This window comes from Paenibacillus sp. ATY16 (assembly GCF_003399985.2).
Classification (GTDB): Bacteria; Bacillota; Bacilli; order Paenibacillales; family Paenibacillaceae; genus Pristimantibacillus; species Pristimantibacillus glycanilyticus.
On sequence record NZ_NMOK02000020.1, the window covers coordinates 27,141 to 41,810 of the forward strand.

General features: G+C 51.0%; 17 protein-coding genes. 14 read left to right on the forward strand and 3 right to left on the reverse strand.

The window, feature by feature from the left end; genetic code table 11:
* Nucleotides 1-10 precede the first annotated feature (10 nt).
* From CFI03_RS11515 to spoVT, 4 genes are all read left to right on the forward strand, one after another.
* Nucleotides 11-1,117, forward strand: coding sequence for a peptidylprolyl isomerase (locus CFI03_RS11515; RefSeq protein WP_248757491.1), 1,107 nt, complete (start codon nt 11-13; stop codon nt 1,115-1,117).
* Nucleotides 1,118-1,247: 130 nt separating this feature from the next.
* Nucleotides 1,248-2,120, forward strand: coding sequence for an SPFH domain-containing protein (locus tag CFI03_RS11520; protein WP_248757492.1), 873 nt, complete (start codon nt 1,248-1,250; stop codon nt 2,118-2,120).
* A 12-nt stretch (nt 2,121-2,132) separates the two neighbouring features.
* Nucleotides 2,133-2,318, forward strand: a complete 186-nt coding sequence (locus CFI03_RS11525; RefSeq protein WP_248757493.1) for a type II toxin-antitoxin system antitoxin — start codon at nt 2,133-2,135, stop codon at nt 2,316-2,318.
* A 491-nt stretch (nt 2,319-2,809) separates the two neighbouring features.
* Entirely contained in the window at nt 2,810-3,349 is a 540-nt protein-coding gene (gene spoVT, locus CFI03_RS11530; protein WP_201008795.1) for a stage V sporulation protein T, read from the forward strand.
* Nucleotides 3,350-3,420: 71 nt separating this feature from the next.
* Here spoVT and CFI03_RS11535 read toward each other — a convergent pair whose 3' ends face one another.
* A complete protein-coding gene (locus tag CFI03_RS11535; protein ID WP_248757494.1) occupies nt 3,421-4,275 on the reverse strand; it encodes an AraC family transcriptional regulator in 855 nt (284 codons plus the stop codon).
* A 186-nt stretch (nt 4,276-4,461) separates the two neighbouring features.
* On the opposite strand from CFI03_RS11535, the gene melA reads away from it, so the two are divergent.
* Entirely contained in the window at nt 4,462-5,760 is a 1,299-nt protein-coding gene (gene melA / locus CFI03_RS11540) for an alpha-glucosidase/alpha-galactosidase (protein WP_248757495.1), read from the forward strand.
* A gap of 493 nt (nt 5,761-6,253) precedes the next feature.
* Here the strand turns inward: melA and CFI03_RS11545 are convergent, their stop codons facing one another.
* Together CFI03_RS11545 and CFI03_RS11550 are read right to left on the reverse strand one after the other, a co-directional pair.
* Complete coding sequence (locus CFI03_RS11545; RefSeq protein ID WP_248757496.1) at nt 6,254-6,877, reverse strand: GyrI-like domain-containing protein; 624 nt, start codon at nt 6,875-6,877, stop codon at nt 6,254-6,256.
* 21 nt (nt 6,878-6,898) lie between these two features.
* On the reverse strand, nt 6,899-8,038 hold the full coding sequence (locus CFI03_RS11550) for a glycerate kinase (RefSeq protein WP_248757497.1): 1,140 nt from the start codon (nt 8,036-8,038) through the stop codon (nt 6,899-6,901).
* A gap of 225 nt (nt 8,039-8,263) precedes the next feature.
* Between CFI03_RS11550 and yabN the strand changes: the two genes are divergently transcribed.
* The 9 genes from yabN to CFI03_RS11595 all read left to right on the forward strand — a co-directional run bounded on the left by yabN (nt 8,264) and on the right by CFI03_RS11595 (nt 14,286).
* Nucleotides 8,264-9,742, forward strand: a complete 1,479-nt coding sequence (gene yabN, locus CFI03_RS11555; RefSeq protein WP_248757498.1) for a bifunctional methyltransferase/pyrophosphohydrolase YabN — start codon at nt 8,264-8,266, stop codon at nt 9,740-9,742.
* A 202-nt stretch (nt 9,743-9,944) separates the two neighbouring features.
* On the forward strand, nt 9,945-10,217 hold the full coding sequence (locus CFI03_RS11560; RefSeq protein WP_012772051.1) for an HU family DNA-binding protein: 273 nt from the start codon (nt 9,945-9,947) through the stop codon (nt 10,215-10,217).
* A 3-nt stretch (nt 10,218-10,220) separates the two neighbouring features.
* Nucleotides 10,221-10,499 (forward strand): RNA-binding S4 domain-containing protein, encoded by a 279-nt coding sequence (locus CFI03_RS11565; RefSeq protein ID WP_012772052.1) that lies wholly within the window; start codon nt 10,221-10,223, stop codon nt 10,497-10,499.
* Nucleotides 10,500-10,656: 157 nt separating this feature from the next.
* On the forward strand, nt 10,657-11,397 hold the full coding sequence (locus tag CFI03_RS11570; protein ID WP_248757499.1) for a hypothetical protein: 741 nt from the start codon (nt 10,657-10,659) through the stop codon (nt 11,395-11,397).
* A 158-nt stretch (nt 11,398-11,555) separates the two neighbouring features.
* Nucleotides 11,556-12,371 (forward strand): DUF817 domain-containing protein, encoded by an 816-nt coding sequence (locus CFI03_RS11575; RefSeq protein WP_127497000.1) that lies wholly within the window; start codon nt 11,556-11,558, stop codon nt 12,369-12,371.
* Nucleotides 12,372-12,480: 109 nt separating this feature from the next.
* The gene (gene yabP / locus CFI03_RS11580; RefSeq protein WP_127496999.1) at nt 12,481-12,765 is read left to right on the forward strand and encodes a sporulation protein YabP; all 285 of its coding nucleotides are present in this window, start codon (nt 12,481-12,483) and stop codon (nt 12,763-12,765) included.
* Nucleotides 12,762-13,370: a spore cortex biosynthesis protein YabQ gene (gene yabQ, locus CFI03_RS11585; RefSeq protein ID WP_127496998.1), complete on the forward strand. Its 609-nt coding sequence runs from the start codon at nt 12,762-12,764 to the stop codon at nt 13,368-13,370. Before yabP ends, yabQ begins: the two co-directional genes overlap by 4 nt.
* 18 nt (nt 13,371-13,388) lie before the next feature.
* Nucleotides 13,389-13,700 carry an FtsB family cell division protein gene (locus tag CFI03_RS11590; RefSeq protein WP_248757500.1) on the forward strand — a complete coding sequence of 104 codons (312 nt, stop codon included), beginning with the start codon at nt 13,389-13,391 and terminating at the stop codon, nt 13,698-13,700.
* Between the two features lie 97 nt (nt 13,701-13,797).
* Nucleotides 13,798-14,286: a S1 domain-containing RNA-binding protein gene (locus tag CFI03_RS11595; RefSeq protein ID WP_127496997.1), complete on the forward strand. Its 489-nt coding sequence runs from the start codon at nt 13,798-13,800 to the stop codon at nt 14,284-14,286.
* Nucleotides 14,287-14,670 lie beyond the last annotated feature (384 nt).

Genomic DNA, 14,670 nt, shown 5'->3' on the forward strand with positions numbered 1-14,670 from the left:
GGGATTCAACATGTTGCACACAAAACGCAAATCGACATGGCGCAGAAGCGCACTGCTCGTAATCGCGGCAGTGCTGGTCATGACGATCATGGCGGCTTGCGGAGGCAAGAAAGATAACGAGGGCGGCTCCACGGGCCTCACTTTCGCGGGGGCAGGCAAAGGTACTGTCGTTGCAACCTACAAAGACGGCAACGTCACAGAAGCGGAGTTCAACAAGTACCTGGATATCTTCAACATCATGCAGCCGGGCTACGAGCAAGTGATTGCAATCCCGCAATTCAAGGAGCAATTGCTGCAGCAATTCATTTCGTACAAGATCCTTGCCAAGCAAGCTACGGAAGCAACGCTCAAAAAAGCGGGCGATCAAACGGACGAGCAAATGAAGAGCTTTGAAGATACGCTTAAAACGAACGCCGACGTTAAAAAGAAGCTTGACGACAAAAAAATATCGACAGCTGACATAAGAACCTACCTCAACCTGATGCTGGTTGTGGTTGAGCATATGAATTCGAAGGTAACGGACGACGAGATGAAAGCCGAGTACGCAAAGAACATCGGCAACTACAATCCGGTAACCGTTCGTCATATTCTCGTAGCAACAACGGACCCTTCGGATTCCACGAAGACGCTCCGCACGAAAGAAGAAGCTCTGGCCCGCGCAAAAGAAGTGAAAGCGAAGCTTGATGCAGGCGGAGATTGGACAGCCCTTGCGAAAGAGTATTCCGACGATACAGGCTCCAAGGATAGCGGCGGCGAATACAAGGACGCGAAAGCTTCGGATTGGGTAGAGGGCTTCAAAAATGCGGCTCTGACGCAGCCAGTAGGCAAAATCGGTGATCCGGTTGAGACCGAATACGGCTATCATGTTATCGAAGTTGAAAAACGCGACCAAGTAGCGTACGACAAAATTACGGACGAGCAGAAGCAAGAAGTACAAAGCGTGGTGGCTTACAACCACATGAATACGTTCATGACGGACGAAATGCCGAAGCAAGACGTGAAAATCACGCTTCCTGAAGCATCCGCATCGCCAGGTGCATCCGCATCTCCAGGTGCTTCGGAGTCCCCAGCGGCGTCTGAATCCCCGGCTGCATCGGAATCTCCTGCAGCTAAATAAATATAAAAGCCTTTACTGAAAGCTGATCCCATCATGCAAATGATGGATCAGCTTTTTTTGATGAAGGACTTTCTTGTATTTGTAAAAAGTGATATCATGATTATATCAAAACAATATAAGGGGTGTTCTTATGAAGGAATATAAGGCTTGGCACGTAAACGGATTCCTCGCATTGCTCGCCGCGATTATTTCTTTTGCCGGAGGTATCGCACTTATTATATTTGGCTCCGATCAACTGGTCCCGAACGTTTTCCTGATTGTTCTTGGGATATTGCTTGAGGTGGTCTTTATCGTGGCAATATCCTCGCTCACAATCGTTCAGCCGAATGAAGCGAAGGTGATTACGTTCTTCGGTACGTACGTAGGTACGGTCCGTATGAGCGGCTTGTGGATTGTAGTACCGTTCACGAACAAAAAGAAGGTGTCGATGAAAGTCCGCAACTTCAACAGCCAGACCTTGAAGGTGAATGACGCGGAAGGCAATCCGGTTGAGATTGGCGCCGTTGTAGTATTTAAAGTGACGGAGACCGCTAAGGCCTCCTTTGACGTGGATAACTACGAGCGCTTCGTGGAAATTCAGAGCGAGACGGCTGTTCGCCATATCGCTGCCCAATATCCTTACGATACCTTCACCGACTCCGCACAGCAGTCGCTGCGCGGCAATGCGGATGAAGTAGCGGCGGAGATGATGAATGAACTGCAGAATCGTCTGGCCGTAGCCGGCGTAGAAGTGCTGGAGACCCGCCTGACGCATCTGGCCTACGCGCCGGAGATCGCAAACGCCATGCTGCAGCGCCAGCAGGCGATTGCAATCGTGTCGGCACGTCAAAGAATTGTGGAAGGCGCGGTTGGCATGGTGGATTCCGCATTGAAGCAGCTGGCGGAGAACGGAATCGAGCTGGATGAGGAGCGTCGCGCGGCAATGGTCAACAATCTGATGGTTGCCATTGTATCCGACCGGGGGGCAACGCCGGTTATTAATACGGGCACGCTGTACTCCTAAGAGGACAGACCAATGGGGAAAGATAAGAAAGCTTTTGCGCTCCGGCTCGATCCAGATTTACACCGTGCCATCGAGAAATGGGCGAATGATGAATTCCGCAGCGTGAACGGGCATATCGAGTTTTTGCTCCGGGAGGCGCTTGGCAAAGCCGGAAGGCTGCCTAAGCCAGCGCCCAGCAATCCGGCTAATAATGAGTGATGTTTGGCAACCGCCGTTCCATCTTTTATAGGGTGGAACGGCGGTTTTCTCATGAATGGATTTTTTCACGTGGAACAATTAGTGGGGTTAATTATTAAAAAGAAGGAAATGAAGCAAGGTTTTTGGCATAGAAGGGAATGCTTTAAATGGTGCTTTACGGATTGTCTTACACATCTGTCCGAGATTGCCTGGCTTCAGCAGGAAACCCGCGGGAAGCGGCGGATGGCCGTGCATAAGAAATTGGGAGCCGATGAATACTATGGTCAGATTCACAAAAGAATTCGTTATCGAACGCGCTAGACATAAGAGCCGCCGAATCACAACCAGCATAACGGCAGCTTTAGAATAGGCGCTCCGCTAGCTGAATCATTCTTTTTCCGCGAGAACGCTTTAACCCTTGGGTTATGAACGAGGTGGGCGTCAATCGCTTGTTATGAAGGCTAATCGTATCCAGTGACTTAAAATCCTCTAGGAAAGTGGGGCAACAAGAAATGAAAGCAACTGGAATTGTACGTCGCATCGATGATCTCGGGCGTGTGGTGATTCCGAAGGAGATCCGCCGTACTTTACGTATCCGTGAAGGAGATCCGCTCGAAATATTTGTTGACCGCGATGGTGAAGTAATCCTGAAGAAATACTCTCCAATCGGTGAGCTTGGCGACTTCGCCAAAGAGTATGCCGAATCCTTATTCGAGAGCACCAACCATGTTACCCTCATTACCGACCGCGATACGGTTATTGCCGTAGCCGGCGCTTCGAAAAAAGAACTGCTGGAGAAGCAGATCGGCTCGATTCTGGAAGGCTGCATGGATAACCGCAAGACGATTGAAGGCGCTTCCGGCACATACGAGATCGTTAAGGATATGCACGACACATACTCCGCTTATGTAGCAGCACCAATCGTTGCAGGAGGAGATCCAATCGGCACCGTTGTCCTGCTCAGCAAAGACGAAGCGGTTAAAATGTCGCAGATGGAAACCAAAATGGTGGAGACGGCGGCAGGGTTCCTGGCAAAACAAATGGAACAATAATAAGGGCGAAAATGAAGGCTTGGTTCCCGTTAACCGACTGCAGGTTGCATCGTAACGGAAACCAAGCCTTTTTATGTGGCGGTGCGGTTGATATGGTCCCGGGATGCCCGGGGAGAGATACCGATCACTCTCTTGAACATTTTCGAGAACAGGAACGGATCGGTATATCCGACGGAGCGGGCGATATCGCCAATGGTAAGCTCTTGGTGATGCAGAAGCTCAACGGCCCGGTTCATCCGGAAACGGAGCAGGAAGGCCTGCAAGGATACGCCCAGCTGCGCTTTGAATAAGCCGGACAGGTAAGTGCGGTCGAGCCCCACGAAATTCGCGATGTCCTGAACGGAGATCGGAAGGCTGTAACTGTTCTCGATAAAGGCAACCGCTTTGTTGATGTAGGCTTCTTTCGTATTAACGGCATGCGCCGGAGCAGAGGGAATCTTATTGCAGGCAACCAGCCGGGCCATGTACTGGTACAGAAGACTTTGACTGAATAGATCCCCGCTGCCGGGATGATCTTCAAGGGCTTGATGAAATTGCTCATAGACGGATTCGAAAAAGCCCTTCTGTTCCGTCGCTTCAAATATCGGATTTGCGGAGCTAAGTCCGGCCCGCTGCAGAAGCGATTTCGCATGAAGTCCTTTAAGTCCTACCCATGAGTAAGTCCAGGGGTTCTCCTCGTCGGCTTTGTAATGCACAAGCGAGCCCGGAATGATAAGAAAGCCTTGGCCGGCATGCAGCTCATAGCTGAGCTCGCCTAACCGGAATTGACCGGTGCCGCTGTGGATGTAATGAATAATATACATATCGCGCAGACCGGGACCCCAATAATGCCCGGGATCGCAATCCTGCTTGCCCCAAAAGAGCAGGCTTAAGTCCATATAACGCTCTGTTGCCGGACTGGGCAGATAAATTTCGGTTAACGGCATAGGGCGGTTCCCTCCAATGCGGATGGTACACAGCTTATTTCTTTATTATAAACAAGGCGGCGCGGCTCGTCATAAGGAAATGGGATTATGACAAATAAATAAGAGGCTTTGCCATGTTCGCTTGCCTGCTTCGGATATATAGTGGAGGAGTCAATTCCTTTTACGAAAACGGAGGCGGAAGCAAAGATGTCTAAAATTACTTTTCTAGGTGCGGGAAGCACGGTATTCGCGAAAAATGTTCTTGGTGACGTAATGTCAACGGAGGCCCTGCAAGGCTTCGAGCTTGCCTTATTCGATATTGACGCGGGACGGCTGCGCGATTCCGAGCAGCTGCTGTTGAATATGAAAGCATCCCTCGGAAGCAGCTGTGTCGTTAAAGCCTATTCCGATCGGAAAGAAGCGCTCCGCGGAGCTAAATATGTGGTCAACGCCATTCAAGTCGGCGGCTACGATCCATGTACGATTACGGATTTTGAGATTCCGAAAAAATACGGGCTGCGCCAGACGATTGCCGATACGGTTGGCATCGGCGGTATTTTCCGCAATCTGCGCACGATTCCGGTTGTGCTTGATTTTGCAAAGGATATGCGCGAGGTATGTCCGGACGCTCTGTTCATGAATTATACCAATCCAATGGCGGTTCTGACGAACGTGCTGTCGACGGCGGGCGGCGTTAGAACGGTGGGCTTGTGCCACAGCGTGCAGGCTTGCGTGTCCGATCTGTTTAGAAGCTTGGAAATGGACGCTACGGGAGTGGAATCCAAGATTGCGGGCATCAACCATATGGCGTGGCTGCTTGAAGTGAAGAAGGATGGCGTGGATCTCTATCCGGAGATTAAGCGCCGTGCGGCGGAGAAGCAGAAGGAGAAACATCATGACATGGTCCGGTTCGAAATGATGCTGAAGTTCGGCTATTACATCACGGAGTCGTCCGAGCATAACGCGGAGTATCATCCGTACTTCATCAAGCGCAATTATCCGGAGCTGATCGAGCGCTTCAATATTCCGCTGGATGAGTATCCGCGCCGTTGCGTCGAGCAGATCAAAGGCTGGAATAATATGCGTGAATCGTTGCTTGCCAACAGCAATATCGAGCATAAACGCAGTCATGAATACGCTTCCCATATTATGGAGGCCATTGAAACGGGCAAACCGTTCAAAATCGGCGGCAACGTCATGAACACCGGATTGATTACCAACCTTCCGAAGGAAGCTTGCGTAGAGGTTCCGTGCCTTGTTGACCGCTCGGGCATCAATCCGACGTATGTCGGCGATCTGCCGCCGCAGCTGGCTGCGCTCAACCGCACGAACATTAATACGCAGCTGCTGACGATTGAAGCGGCGCTGACGCAGAAGAAAGAGCATGTCTACCATGCCGCTATGCTGGATCCTCATACTTCGGCGGAGCTGTCCATGGATGATATTGTGGCTTTGTGCGACGATTTGATCGAGGCTCATGGGGATTGGCTGCCGCGATTCTCATAATCGATGCTGGCGGGACAGAAAATATACTTCCTTCCAGTTGCTGTTGTACCCATGAAATTTTGAATTAACTCGCTCAGGCGAGATTTCATGGGTACAAAGGCAAGCGCTACGCTCTTCCAGTAAGTATATTTCCTTTACCCTATCTATCGATCGCAACGCGATCAAAAACCGCACAAGCGCGGTTTTTATAGGTAAATCAGGCCGCCCACTCCTATCGGGGCGGCCTGATTTTTTTCCTGGCGGCCTGGTGGACTCAGGCCGTCCCTAAAATAATTCGGCTGCCCGGGTTAGTGGGCAGCCTATTGTGGTTTAAATAGCAATGGATGGAGGTGAGGAATTGTATCTCTGGAGGAGCGGAGCGTTTGCCGTTGCCATTTTAAAGCCTCGTATAATCAAGTTAGTTCAAGCTTTAAAAGGGCAACAGCAACCGGAAGAGATACAATTCTGAACTGAGATCGCATATGCGTCAATCAGTAGAATCCCGTACGGAATATCAATTGCGCCCCGCCTGGAAACGGAGGACGGTTTTTAGTTTTTCCGGCTGTGTTTTTCTGGCATCGGATATGTAGATTTCTTTATGGAGCTTGGAGATCCGCCGGAGCCCCTGTTCCTCGCAATACTGCTCCATCTTTTCGAAGCTGGCCGGTTCGTCATCGTAAGGACCGTGATGCATCATTTGGACGCAGAGACCTTCCTTCAGCTGTCCGAACGTTACGTTGCTTAGAAGCGGGTGGGGCTTTTTCTTGCTGACGGTCTCGATGACTTCAAGTGCCAATCCCTCCGTTACAAAGTCGGGTTGCCTGATCATAAGGGTGTAGACGAGCTTGTCCTTGTCGAGAACGGCAGCTTGCCTGGCCTCCTCCTCCAGATCCCATATACCCTCGAGCGGAAAAACGGCGTATTCGTAATATCCCTCCGGCGCATCTCCTTTTTTAGGGAGCATTTTTACGGTGTAGGACAAGGAGTAGAGTACTCCGACCGCTTCTGCGAATTCCGGGTGATTGGGATTGCCTTTGCCATTCAGCATGAAATAGTTCATTGCGGGGACTTCGATGACGGAAGGGGGATTTTTGGGCAGATAAAGCCGCTTGTTATTCTTTTTCCACTCATATTTCATTTCGAATATCCCTCCGGTCCTTTATGGTTTGCTTGCGCGTCCTGCCAGGAAAGCACGGATAACTTGCTCAGCCGACTGCTCAAGCAGGATGGGGGCACGCTCCATCGCTTCCTGTAAGGTCATTGGCGTATTCATGATGCCGTGCACGCTGCTAATTCCCTCCGCATGCAGGACATCAATGCCGGAGCCGACGGAGCCCGCCAACGCAATCGCAGGTACTCCATGCTTCTTGGACAGTTGGGCTACGCCCATCGGTGCTTTGCCGGAGGATGTCTGGTGATCGATGCGGCCTTCCCCGGTTATGACCAGATCCGCTCCGTTTAGATACTCCTCCAGACGTACATGCTCCAGAACGACATCAATGCCGCGGCGAACGGATGCGGGGAAGAAGGCCAGATAGGCGCCGCACAAGCCGCCGGCTGCACCTGCGCCAGGGCGTTCGTGAAGCCGGATTCCCGTCTTCGCTTCGATTAGATCCGCCCACGCCGTCATCCCATGCTCTAGCAGGTCTACCGTCTCGTGAGACGCGCCTTTCTGCGGACCAAATACGCTTGAAGCCCCCTGCTCCCCGATAAGCGGGTTTTGCACGTCAGTGGCGATAACAAAAGAAGACTCCGCAATGCGCGGATCCCATAGACTGTCGTCAATCGTCGCAATATCCGCTAGAGCCCCTCCGCCGGGCGGGACGGAATTGCCCTGCGGATCCAGCAGCCGCATCCCTAGAGCCTGCAGCATGCCGGTCCCGCCGTCATTGGTGGCACTGCCGCCTACGGTGAGCAGAAACCGCCGGCAACCACGGTCCAGCGCGTGGCGGATAAGCTCGCCTGTCCCGTAAGTTGTCGTCAAGGCCGGGTTACGCTGTTCCTCGGACAGCAAGCAAAGGCCGGAAGCTTCCGCCATCTCAATAACGGCCGTCTGTTCGATTATTCCGTAAGAAGCGCTTACGCTTGCCCCTAGCGGGCCGGTTACGGTAACGGTTATGCGCTCACCGCTCGTAGCGGCGAGTAGGCTGTCGAGCGTTCCCTCTCCGCCGTCAGCGATCGGAAGCTTGACGATGGTGGCATCCGGCAGACACCGCCGGATGCCTTGAGCAATGGCGTCCGCCGCCGAAGCGGCGGACAAACTGCCTTTGAAAGAATCCGGTGCTATAACGATTTTCACGAGCAGCCATCTCCTTTTACGTTCCTTATTGCCTTTAGTATACCTGATTCCCCGGTCGCTGCGCTGCAAGAGGGGGAAAGGAGCAACATGAGCAGTCAGCGCGGGCCGCAGCAGGCAAAAAGCCTGCTAATTGTTGTCTGCAGTTACCGGGTATTATTAATCCCCATGCAAGAAATGGTATACTACCTGTAGAATCTGCTTGTGGCAGGAAGGAGCATTACGAATATGGCGCAAACGATAACGGTAGTTGGCCTGGGATCGGGCGATCCCGATCAATTAACGCTTGGCGTGTGGCGGAGGCTGCGGGAGGCGGAGGCGATTTACGTCCGTACGGAGCAGCATCCGGTGATGTCGCTGCTGCGGGAGCATCAGCTGGCTTACACGTCCTTTGACAGCGTTTATGAACAGCATGACACCTTTCCGGAGGTTTATGATACAATAGCGGATACGCTTGTCCGCAAGGCGCAGGAGGCATCCGCGCCAATCCTGTATGCCGTACCTGGGCATCCGATGGTAGCGGAGCGCACGGTACAGCTGCTGCGCGAGCGCTGCTCGCTGGCTGGTATAACGCTCGAAATTATCGGCGGGGAAAGCTTCCTTGACCAGGCTTTTATCCGTCTTGGCATTGATCCGATCGAAGGCTTTGCGCTGCTTGATGCGGCAGAGCTGAAGGCAGCTCACGTGCAGCCGCGCGTACATACGATTATAGGGCAGGTCTATGATGCTTATACGGCATCGGATGTAAAGCTCGCGCTGATGGAGCGTTACCCGGATGACTACGAGGTTGTTGTTGGTCACGCGCTTGGAGTAACGGGCGAGGAACAGATCCTTAAGGTTCCGCTGTACGAGCTCGACCGGACGCCGGGCTTCGGCAATCTGTCGCTGATTTGGGTACCCCGTACGGAAGAGGATGCCGTTCTTAACCGCACGTTCGACCGTCTGCATGAGATCGTTGCTATTCTGCGCAGCCCCGAAGGCTGTCCGTGGGACCGCGAGCAGACGCATCAGTCCATCCGCAAAAATTTCATCGAAGAGCTGTATGAAGCGCTTGAAGCCATTGATAACGACGATCCCGACAATATGCGGGAGGAGTTTGGCGACGTGATCCTTCAGGTGATGCTGCACAGCCAGATGGAAGAGGAGACGGGAGCATTCTCTGTCTATGACGTTATCGAAAGCCTGAACGAGAAGCTGATTTTCCGCCATCCGCATGTGTTTGGCGACCGCAGCGCCGGGGATGCCGGCGAAGCGCTTGTCAACTGGGAGCAGATGAAGGCGGAGGAGAAGAAGAGGAAAGGCGAAGCCGATGCCCGCAAATCGCAGCTGGACGGCATTCCGAAGGATCTGCCGGCGCTTATGAAGGCCTACCAGCTTCAGAAGAAAGCGGCGAAGGTTGGCTTTGATTGGAAGGATCTGGGGCCGGTTCTGACCAAAATAAAAGAGGAGCTTCGCGAGCTGCGCGAGGCGATAGATTCGAAGGATTCGGAAGAGCAGGCAGGAGAGTTGGGAGATTTGCTGTTTGCGGTTGTGAACGCTTCTCGCTTTATCCACGCGGATCCTGAAGAAGCTCTCTCTCGCACCAATGCAAAATTTAAGAGCCGATTCTCTTATATTGAGGAGCAGCTTCGTATAAACGGCAAAACTTTTGACCAGACTGATTTAACAGAAATGGATCGTTGGTGGGAAGAAGCGAAGCGACAATAGAGCCTCGGATTCGCCACGAATCGCAACATTTCTGCATCTTTCGGTAAATTTTTTTACTCGTGCAGCAGGATTTTTTTACAGACAAGCAGAATAAGTATCAACGTGTTTGTGTTTATGCTTAAAATTACCAACCAAACGGCAGCACCCAGTAGCAGCGCTGACCGAACAAAACAGGCGAATTGAATTTAGGAGGATATTAATAATGAACAAAACAGATCTGATCAACAACATTGCAACAAAAAGCGGTTTGACTAAACGTGACGTAGAAGCGGTACTGAACGGCTTCCTCGGCGAAGTTACTGACGCTCTTGCAGGCGGAGACAAAGTACAATTGATCGGCTTCGGTACTTTCGAAACTCGTAAACGTTCCGGCCGCGTTGGCCGCAACCCGCAAACGGGTAAAGAAATCTCCATCCCAGAATCCAAAGTTCCTGCATTCAAAGCAGGCAACAAACTGAAAGACGCTATCAAGTAATACATGCGTCTCGATAAATTCCTCAAAGTATCCCGGTTGATCAAGCGCCGTACGGTAGCAAAGGACGTGTCCGAGCAAGGACGCGTCTGGATCAACGGCCGTGAAGCGAAAGCTAGCAGCACGGTTAAAGCAGGGGATGAGCTTACGATCCAATACGGACAGAAGACGGTAACCGTTCGCGTCGAACGAATTGCCGAGACGACCCGCAAGGATGAAGCCGGTGAGCTCTACACTTTGATCAAGGAAGAACAACGCCCGCGCGAGGATAATCTCGGCTGGTAAACAAAAAAGAGCTGTCACCTTAAGTGGCAGCTCTTTTTTTTCAATTCCAGGAGTGTAGGTTTGCGTCTCCCATAAACATGGCTTAGAATTCGCCGGATCAATCCCGTCTAAGGGCGGCGAAGCCGGTTCACCTTGATGCTCAGGAGGTAGACAACCCTTGATTCCCGCCATGACGAATTTGCCCGAAGTCCGTCCTTCAAAGGGCGGAGGCGTATTGGGACTAACCTTTTCTCTCTTTATTAAAAATGCCGCAGTGCTGCTATTCATAACGGCAATCACAATCGTGCCGGTCGAACTCATAATCTGTTACGGTTTTTCCAACCTGTCCATCGATAATATTCTCAAGGATATTATCATCTCCCAACTATTCCTAACCTTGCTGACCCCCGTTGTCGTTTACTGCTTGATTGAGAGACTCCGGGGCGGCAAGGGCAGCGTTGCCGCTGCTTACCGCTGGGGGCTCCGCAAGTGGCCTCGGATGATCATGTATAGTTTTCTCCAAAGCGTTATTTTTTCGGCGGGGCTCCTGTTGTTCGTCATTCCGGGTTTGTTCATGTACGTAAGGCTTCTGCTGCTTCCCGCTGTCGTCTCGATCGAGAATACCTCCGTGACGAATCCGCTCGAGAGCAGCCGCAATATGGCCGCAGGACAATTCTGGCGTTTTCTCGGACTTGGCATTGTTGTCAATCTATTTAATTTTCTCTTAGGCTTGGGTGCAAGCAAGCTGCTGCTAGAGTCGGGGATGATCAACGGGATTACGGTTACGCTTTATTATCTGTTCATAGACTGGTTATCGCTGATTGGGGTTATTCTATCTCTCGTTCTTTATCTCAAGATCAGAACGGAGCAATATGCGGCGGCTGCCCGGGCGGCGGAAGAAGCTGCGGTAACGGCATAAATAGTTAAGGAAAAAGAGCATTTCTCCGAACGGGGAAGTGCTTTTTTCATTCTCCGAAACAAACATATCAATGATATCATTAAATATTTATTGTAAAACGATAAATGTTTGTGGTACTTTAATGGTGAATTTCCATCAAGCAGAGGAGGGGCATACTTATGGAATTGCAGCCCTTATTGAATGCCGTCTGGATTCGCCGCATATGGCAGCTTTTTATTTTTGGTTATCAGCAGGCCATGTCCTGTATTTTTCCGGTTATTATATTCGCTTCTCTTGCTTTAACCAAGGTTATATCCATACCTTACGTTCATCGTTACGATCTGCTTTTGCTGATCTGCCTGTTTGCCCAGATTGGAATGGTGGTATTTAAACTGGAGACGATCGACGAGCTTAAGGTCATTTGCATGTTCCATATTATCGGATTGATGCTTGAGCTGTACAAAGTGCATATGGGTTCTTGGTCTTACCCAGGGGAAGGCTGGTCGAAGCTGTTTGGGGTGCCGCTCTACAGCGGGTTTATGTACGCCAGCGTTGCGAGCTATATCTGCCAGGCATGGAGGAGGCTGTCGATCTCCGTATACGGGTGGCCGCGGCAGCGGTATGCCGTAATGGTGTGCGCTGCTATTTATCTAAACTTTTTTACCCATCACTATTTGTGGGATATGCGGTGGTTGCTGACGCTGCTTCTGATTATCGTCTTTTACCGGACATCCTTTGCTTACAAGGTGGGGGGGAGGGAGTACCGCATGCATGTCGTGCTGTCCTTCCTGCTTATCGGCTTTTTCATCTGGCTCGCGGAAAATATTTCGACGTTTATGGGGGCATGGGCCTATCCGGACCAGGAGCATACCTGGCATATTGTCCACCTGGGAAAAATCAGCTCCTGGTTCCTGCTTGTTGTCATCAGCGTCATTATCGTTGCGCAGCTTAAGCGCGTAAAAAGCGCCAGAGACGGAGGAAATCCGGCGCTCTAGCGAAACCGAATATGAAAGAGTAGAATTGCCCACGCGCGAATGTTCTAAAGTTCGTCCAACCCCCATAAGCTAGTCTCAAGCTATGCTTTCGAAGTGGAGGGACGGGTCAATGGTTGAACAAAGCAAAGGGCAGAAGCGGCAGGAAGTCAAAATGCTGAACCGCAAGCTGCTCGAAATTACCGGCGTTTTAAATGTGGAAAGTTTCGACAGCGAAGAGTTTCTGCTCGATACCGATCTTGGCTTCTTGATGATAAAAGGGCAAAACCTGCATATCAAGCATCTCAATCTGGAGCAAAACCTGGTCGCCATCGAGGGGTATGTCCATTCACTCGCCTATTTGGACGCCAATACCTCTACCAAAACTAAAGGCTTATTCGGAAAGCTGTTTAAGTGACCTCCTTAAGCCTACAGTTTCTCACAATGGGGATGATGCTGCTGTCAGGCATCGGGATGGGCGTGATCTTCGACGGCTACCGGGTTGTGTCGAATGAATTGCGCTTCCCGCGGTGGACGCTGCCGGTACTCGATATGGTGTACTGGCTTGCCGCATCGCTCCTCGTATTTCGTGTGCTGTACGCCAGCAACTATGGCGAGGTGCGGGCGTATGTATTCCTCGGCTTGCTTATTGGCGTGCTATGTTATTATTGGCTGCTGAGCAAACCGGTCATCCGTACGGTAAAATGGCTGATTGATGCGGTACGAGCTCTCATCCGGTTCACGCTGCGGACATTTGACCTTCTAATTGTGAAGCCGGTCGTCCTTTTATACCGGTTTATCCGCGTATTAATCGGATTTGGGACCGCACTCACTATTTTCCTGTTAAAAATTGTGCTACAATTGGTTCGTCCGTTCTGGCTTTTGCTGCGTTTTCTGCTTGGTCCGCTTACGCGCCCTCTATGGCGATGGCTTGGACCAAAGCTTTCCAGCCTGCAGCTCAAAGAAAGATGGGACAAGATCCTATCGGGCGTTATTAAATTATGGAAACGCCTGTTCAAATGATTTAGGAGGTTTACCGTTATGACGACTGCCACAGCCAATCCATCGACAGCGAACGCAGGATCCAAACGCCGTCTGCGCATATGGGCCATGTGCATCACTCTATTTTTGTGCTGGGCGGCGTATACCTTTATTGGTCAAATCAAGGATGCGCGTGCCACGCAGGCGCAATTGACGGAGATCAAGAAGCAGGTAGATGATTCCACTTTGCAGTCCAAGCAGCTTCAACAACAGATCGATCGGCTTAACGATCCGGAATATATCAGACAACTTGCAACGAAGGAACAAGGAATGGTAACACCTGGAGAACAGCAGATTCAGGTCATTAAATAGACGCTACAACGGGTGAACGTCTGTTGACCTTACTTTGACGATTCGGTTATAATCACGATAGTAACGCTATTTAGCTTAGGGAGGAACATTTTATTTTATGGCAATTGAAGTAGGAGCCAAGTTAGAAGGCAAAGTGACAGGCATAACGCATTTCGGAGCATTCGTTGATTTGTCCGGGGGTGTCACAGGGCTCGTTCACATCTCGGAAATTGCCGATAACTACGTCAAAGACGTGAAGGATCACCTGAAAATTGACGATGTTGTTAAAGTCAAAGTGATCAACGTTGATAAAGACGGTAAGATCGGACTTTCCATTAAACAGGCAGTTGACCGGCCTGAGGGCCAAGCAGCGCCACAACGTGAACCACGTGCAGGCGGTGGCGGCGGTTTTAACCGTGGAGGCGGCGGCGGTCAAGATCGCGGTGGACGTCCTTTCAACAAGCAGTCAGCTGGCAGACCGTCTTACAACAAACCGTCATTCGAGGATAAAATGTCTCGCTTCCTGAAAGATAGCGAAGAACGTATCTCCTCCCTGAAGAAAAATACCGAAGGCAAACGCGGCGGCCGCGGTGCTAAACGGGTCTAAGCTGGATTTTATACAATCATATGAGGGCAGAACCTAAACGGTTCTGCCTTTTTTACGGCTTCAGGATGATTAAGTTTATTTCCGCTTAAGCGAAAATAAAAATCATCCTGAACCGCATGAAAAACTACCGTTAAAGGCAGGGTCATTCATCTCCGAGTTATCTTCGAATAAAAGTTTTTCTTACCGCAGAGCGATAAAACCTACCGCTAAGCGTGGTCGCTCCTCTTCGAGTTGCATCGATTTTGGTTTTCTCACGGCAGTCCATTCGGCGATAAAACCTACCACTAAACGCGGTCGCCCATCTTCGAGTTACATCGATAAGGGTTTTCTCACGGCAGCACGCCTTCTCGTCACTCCCCAAACGTGATGTTCATAAACGATTCA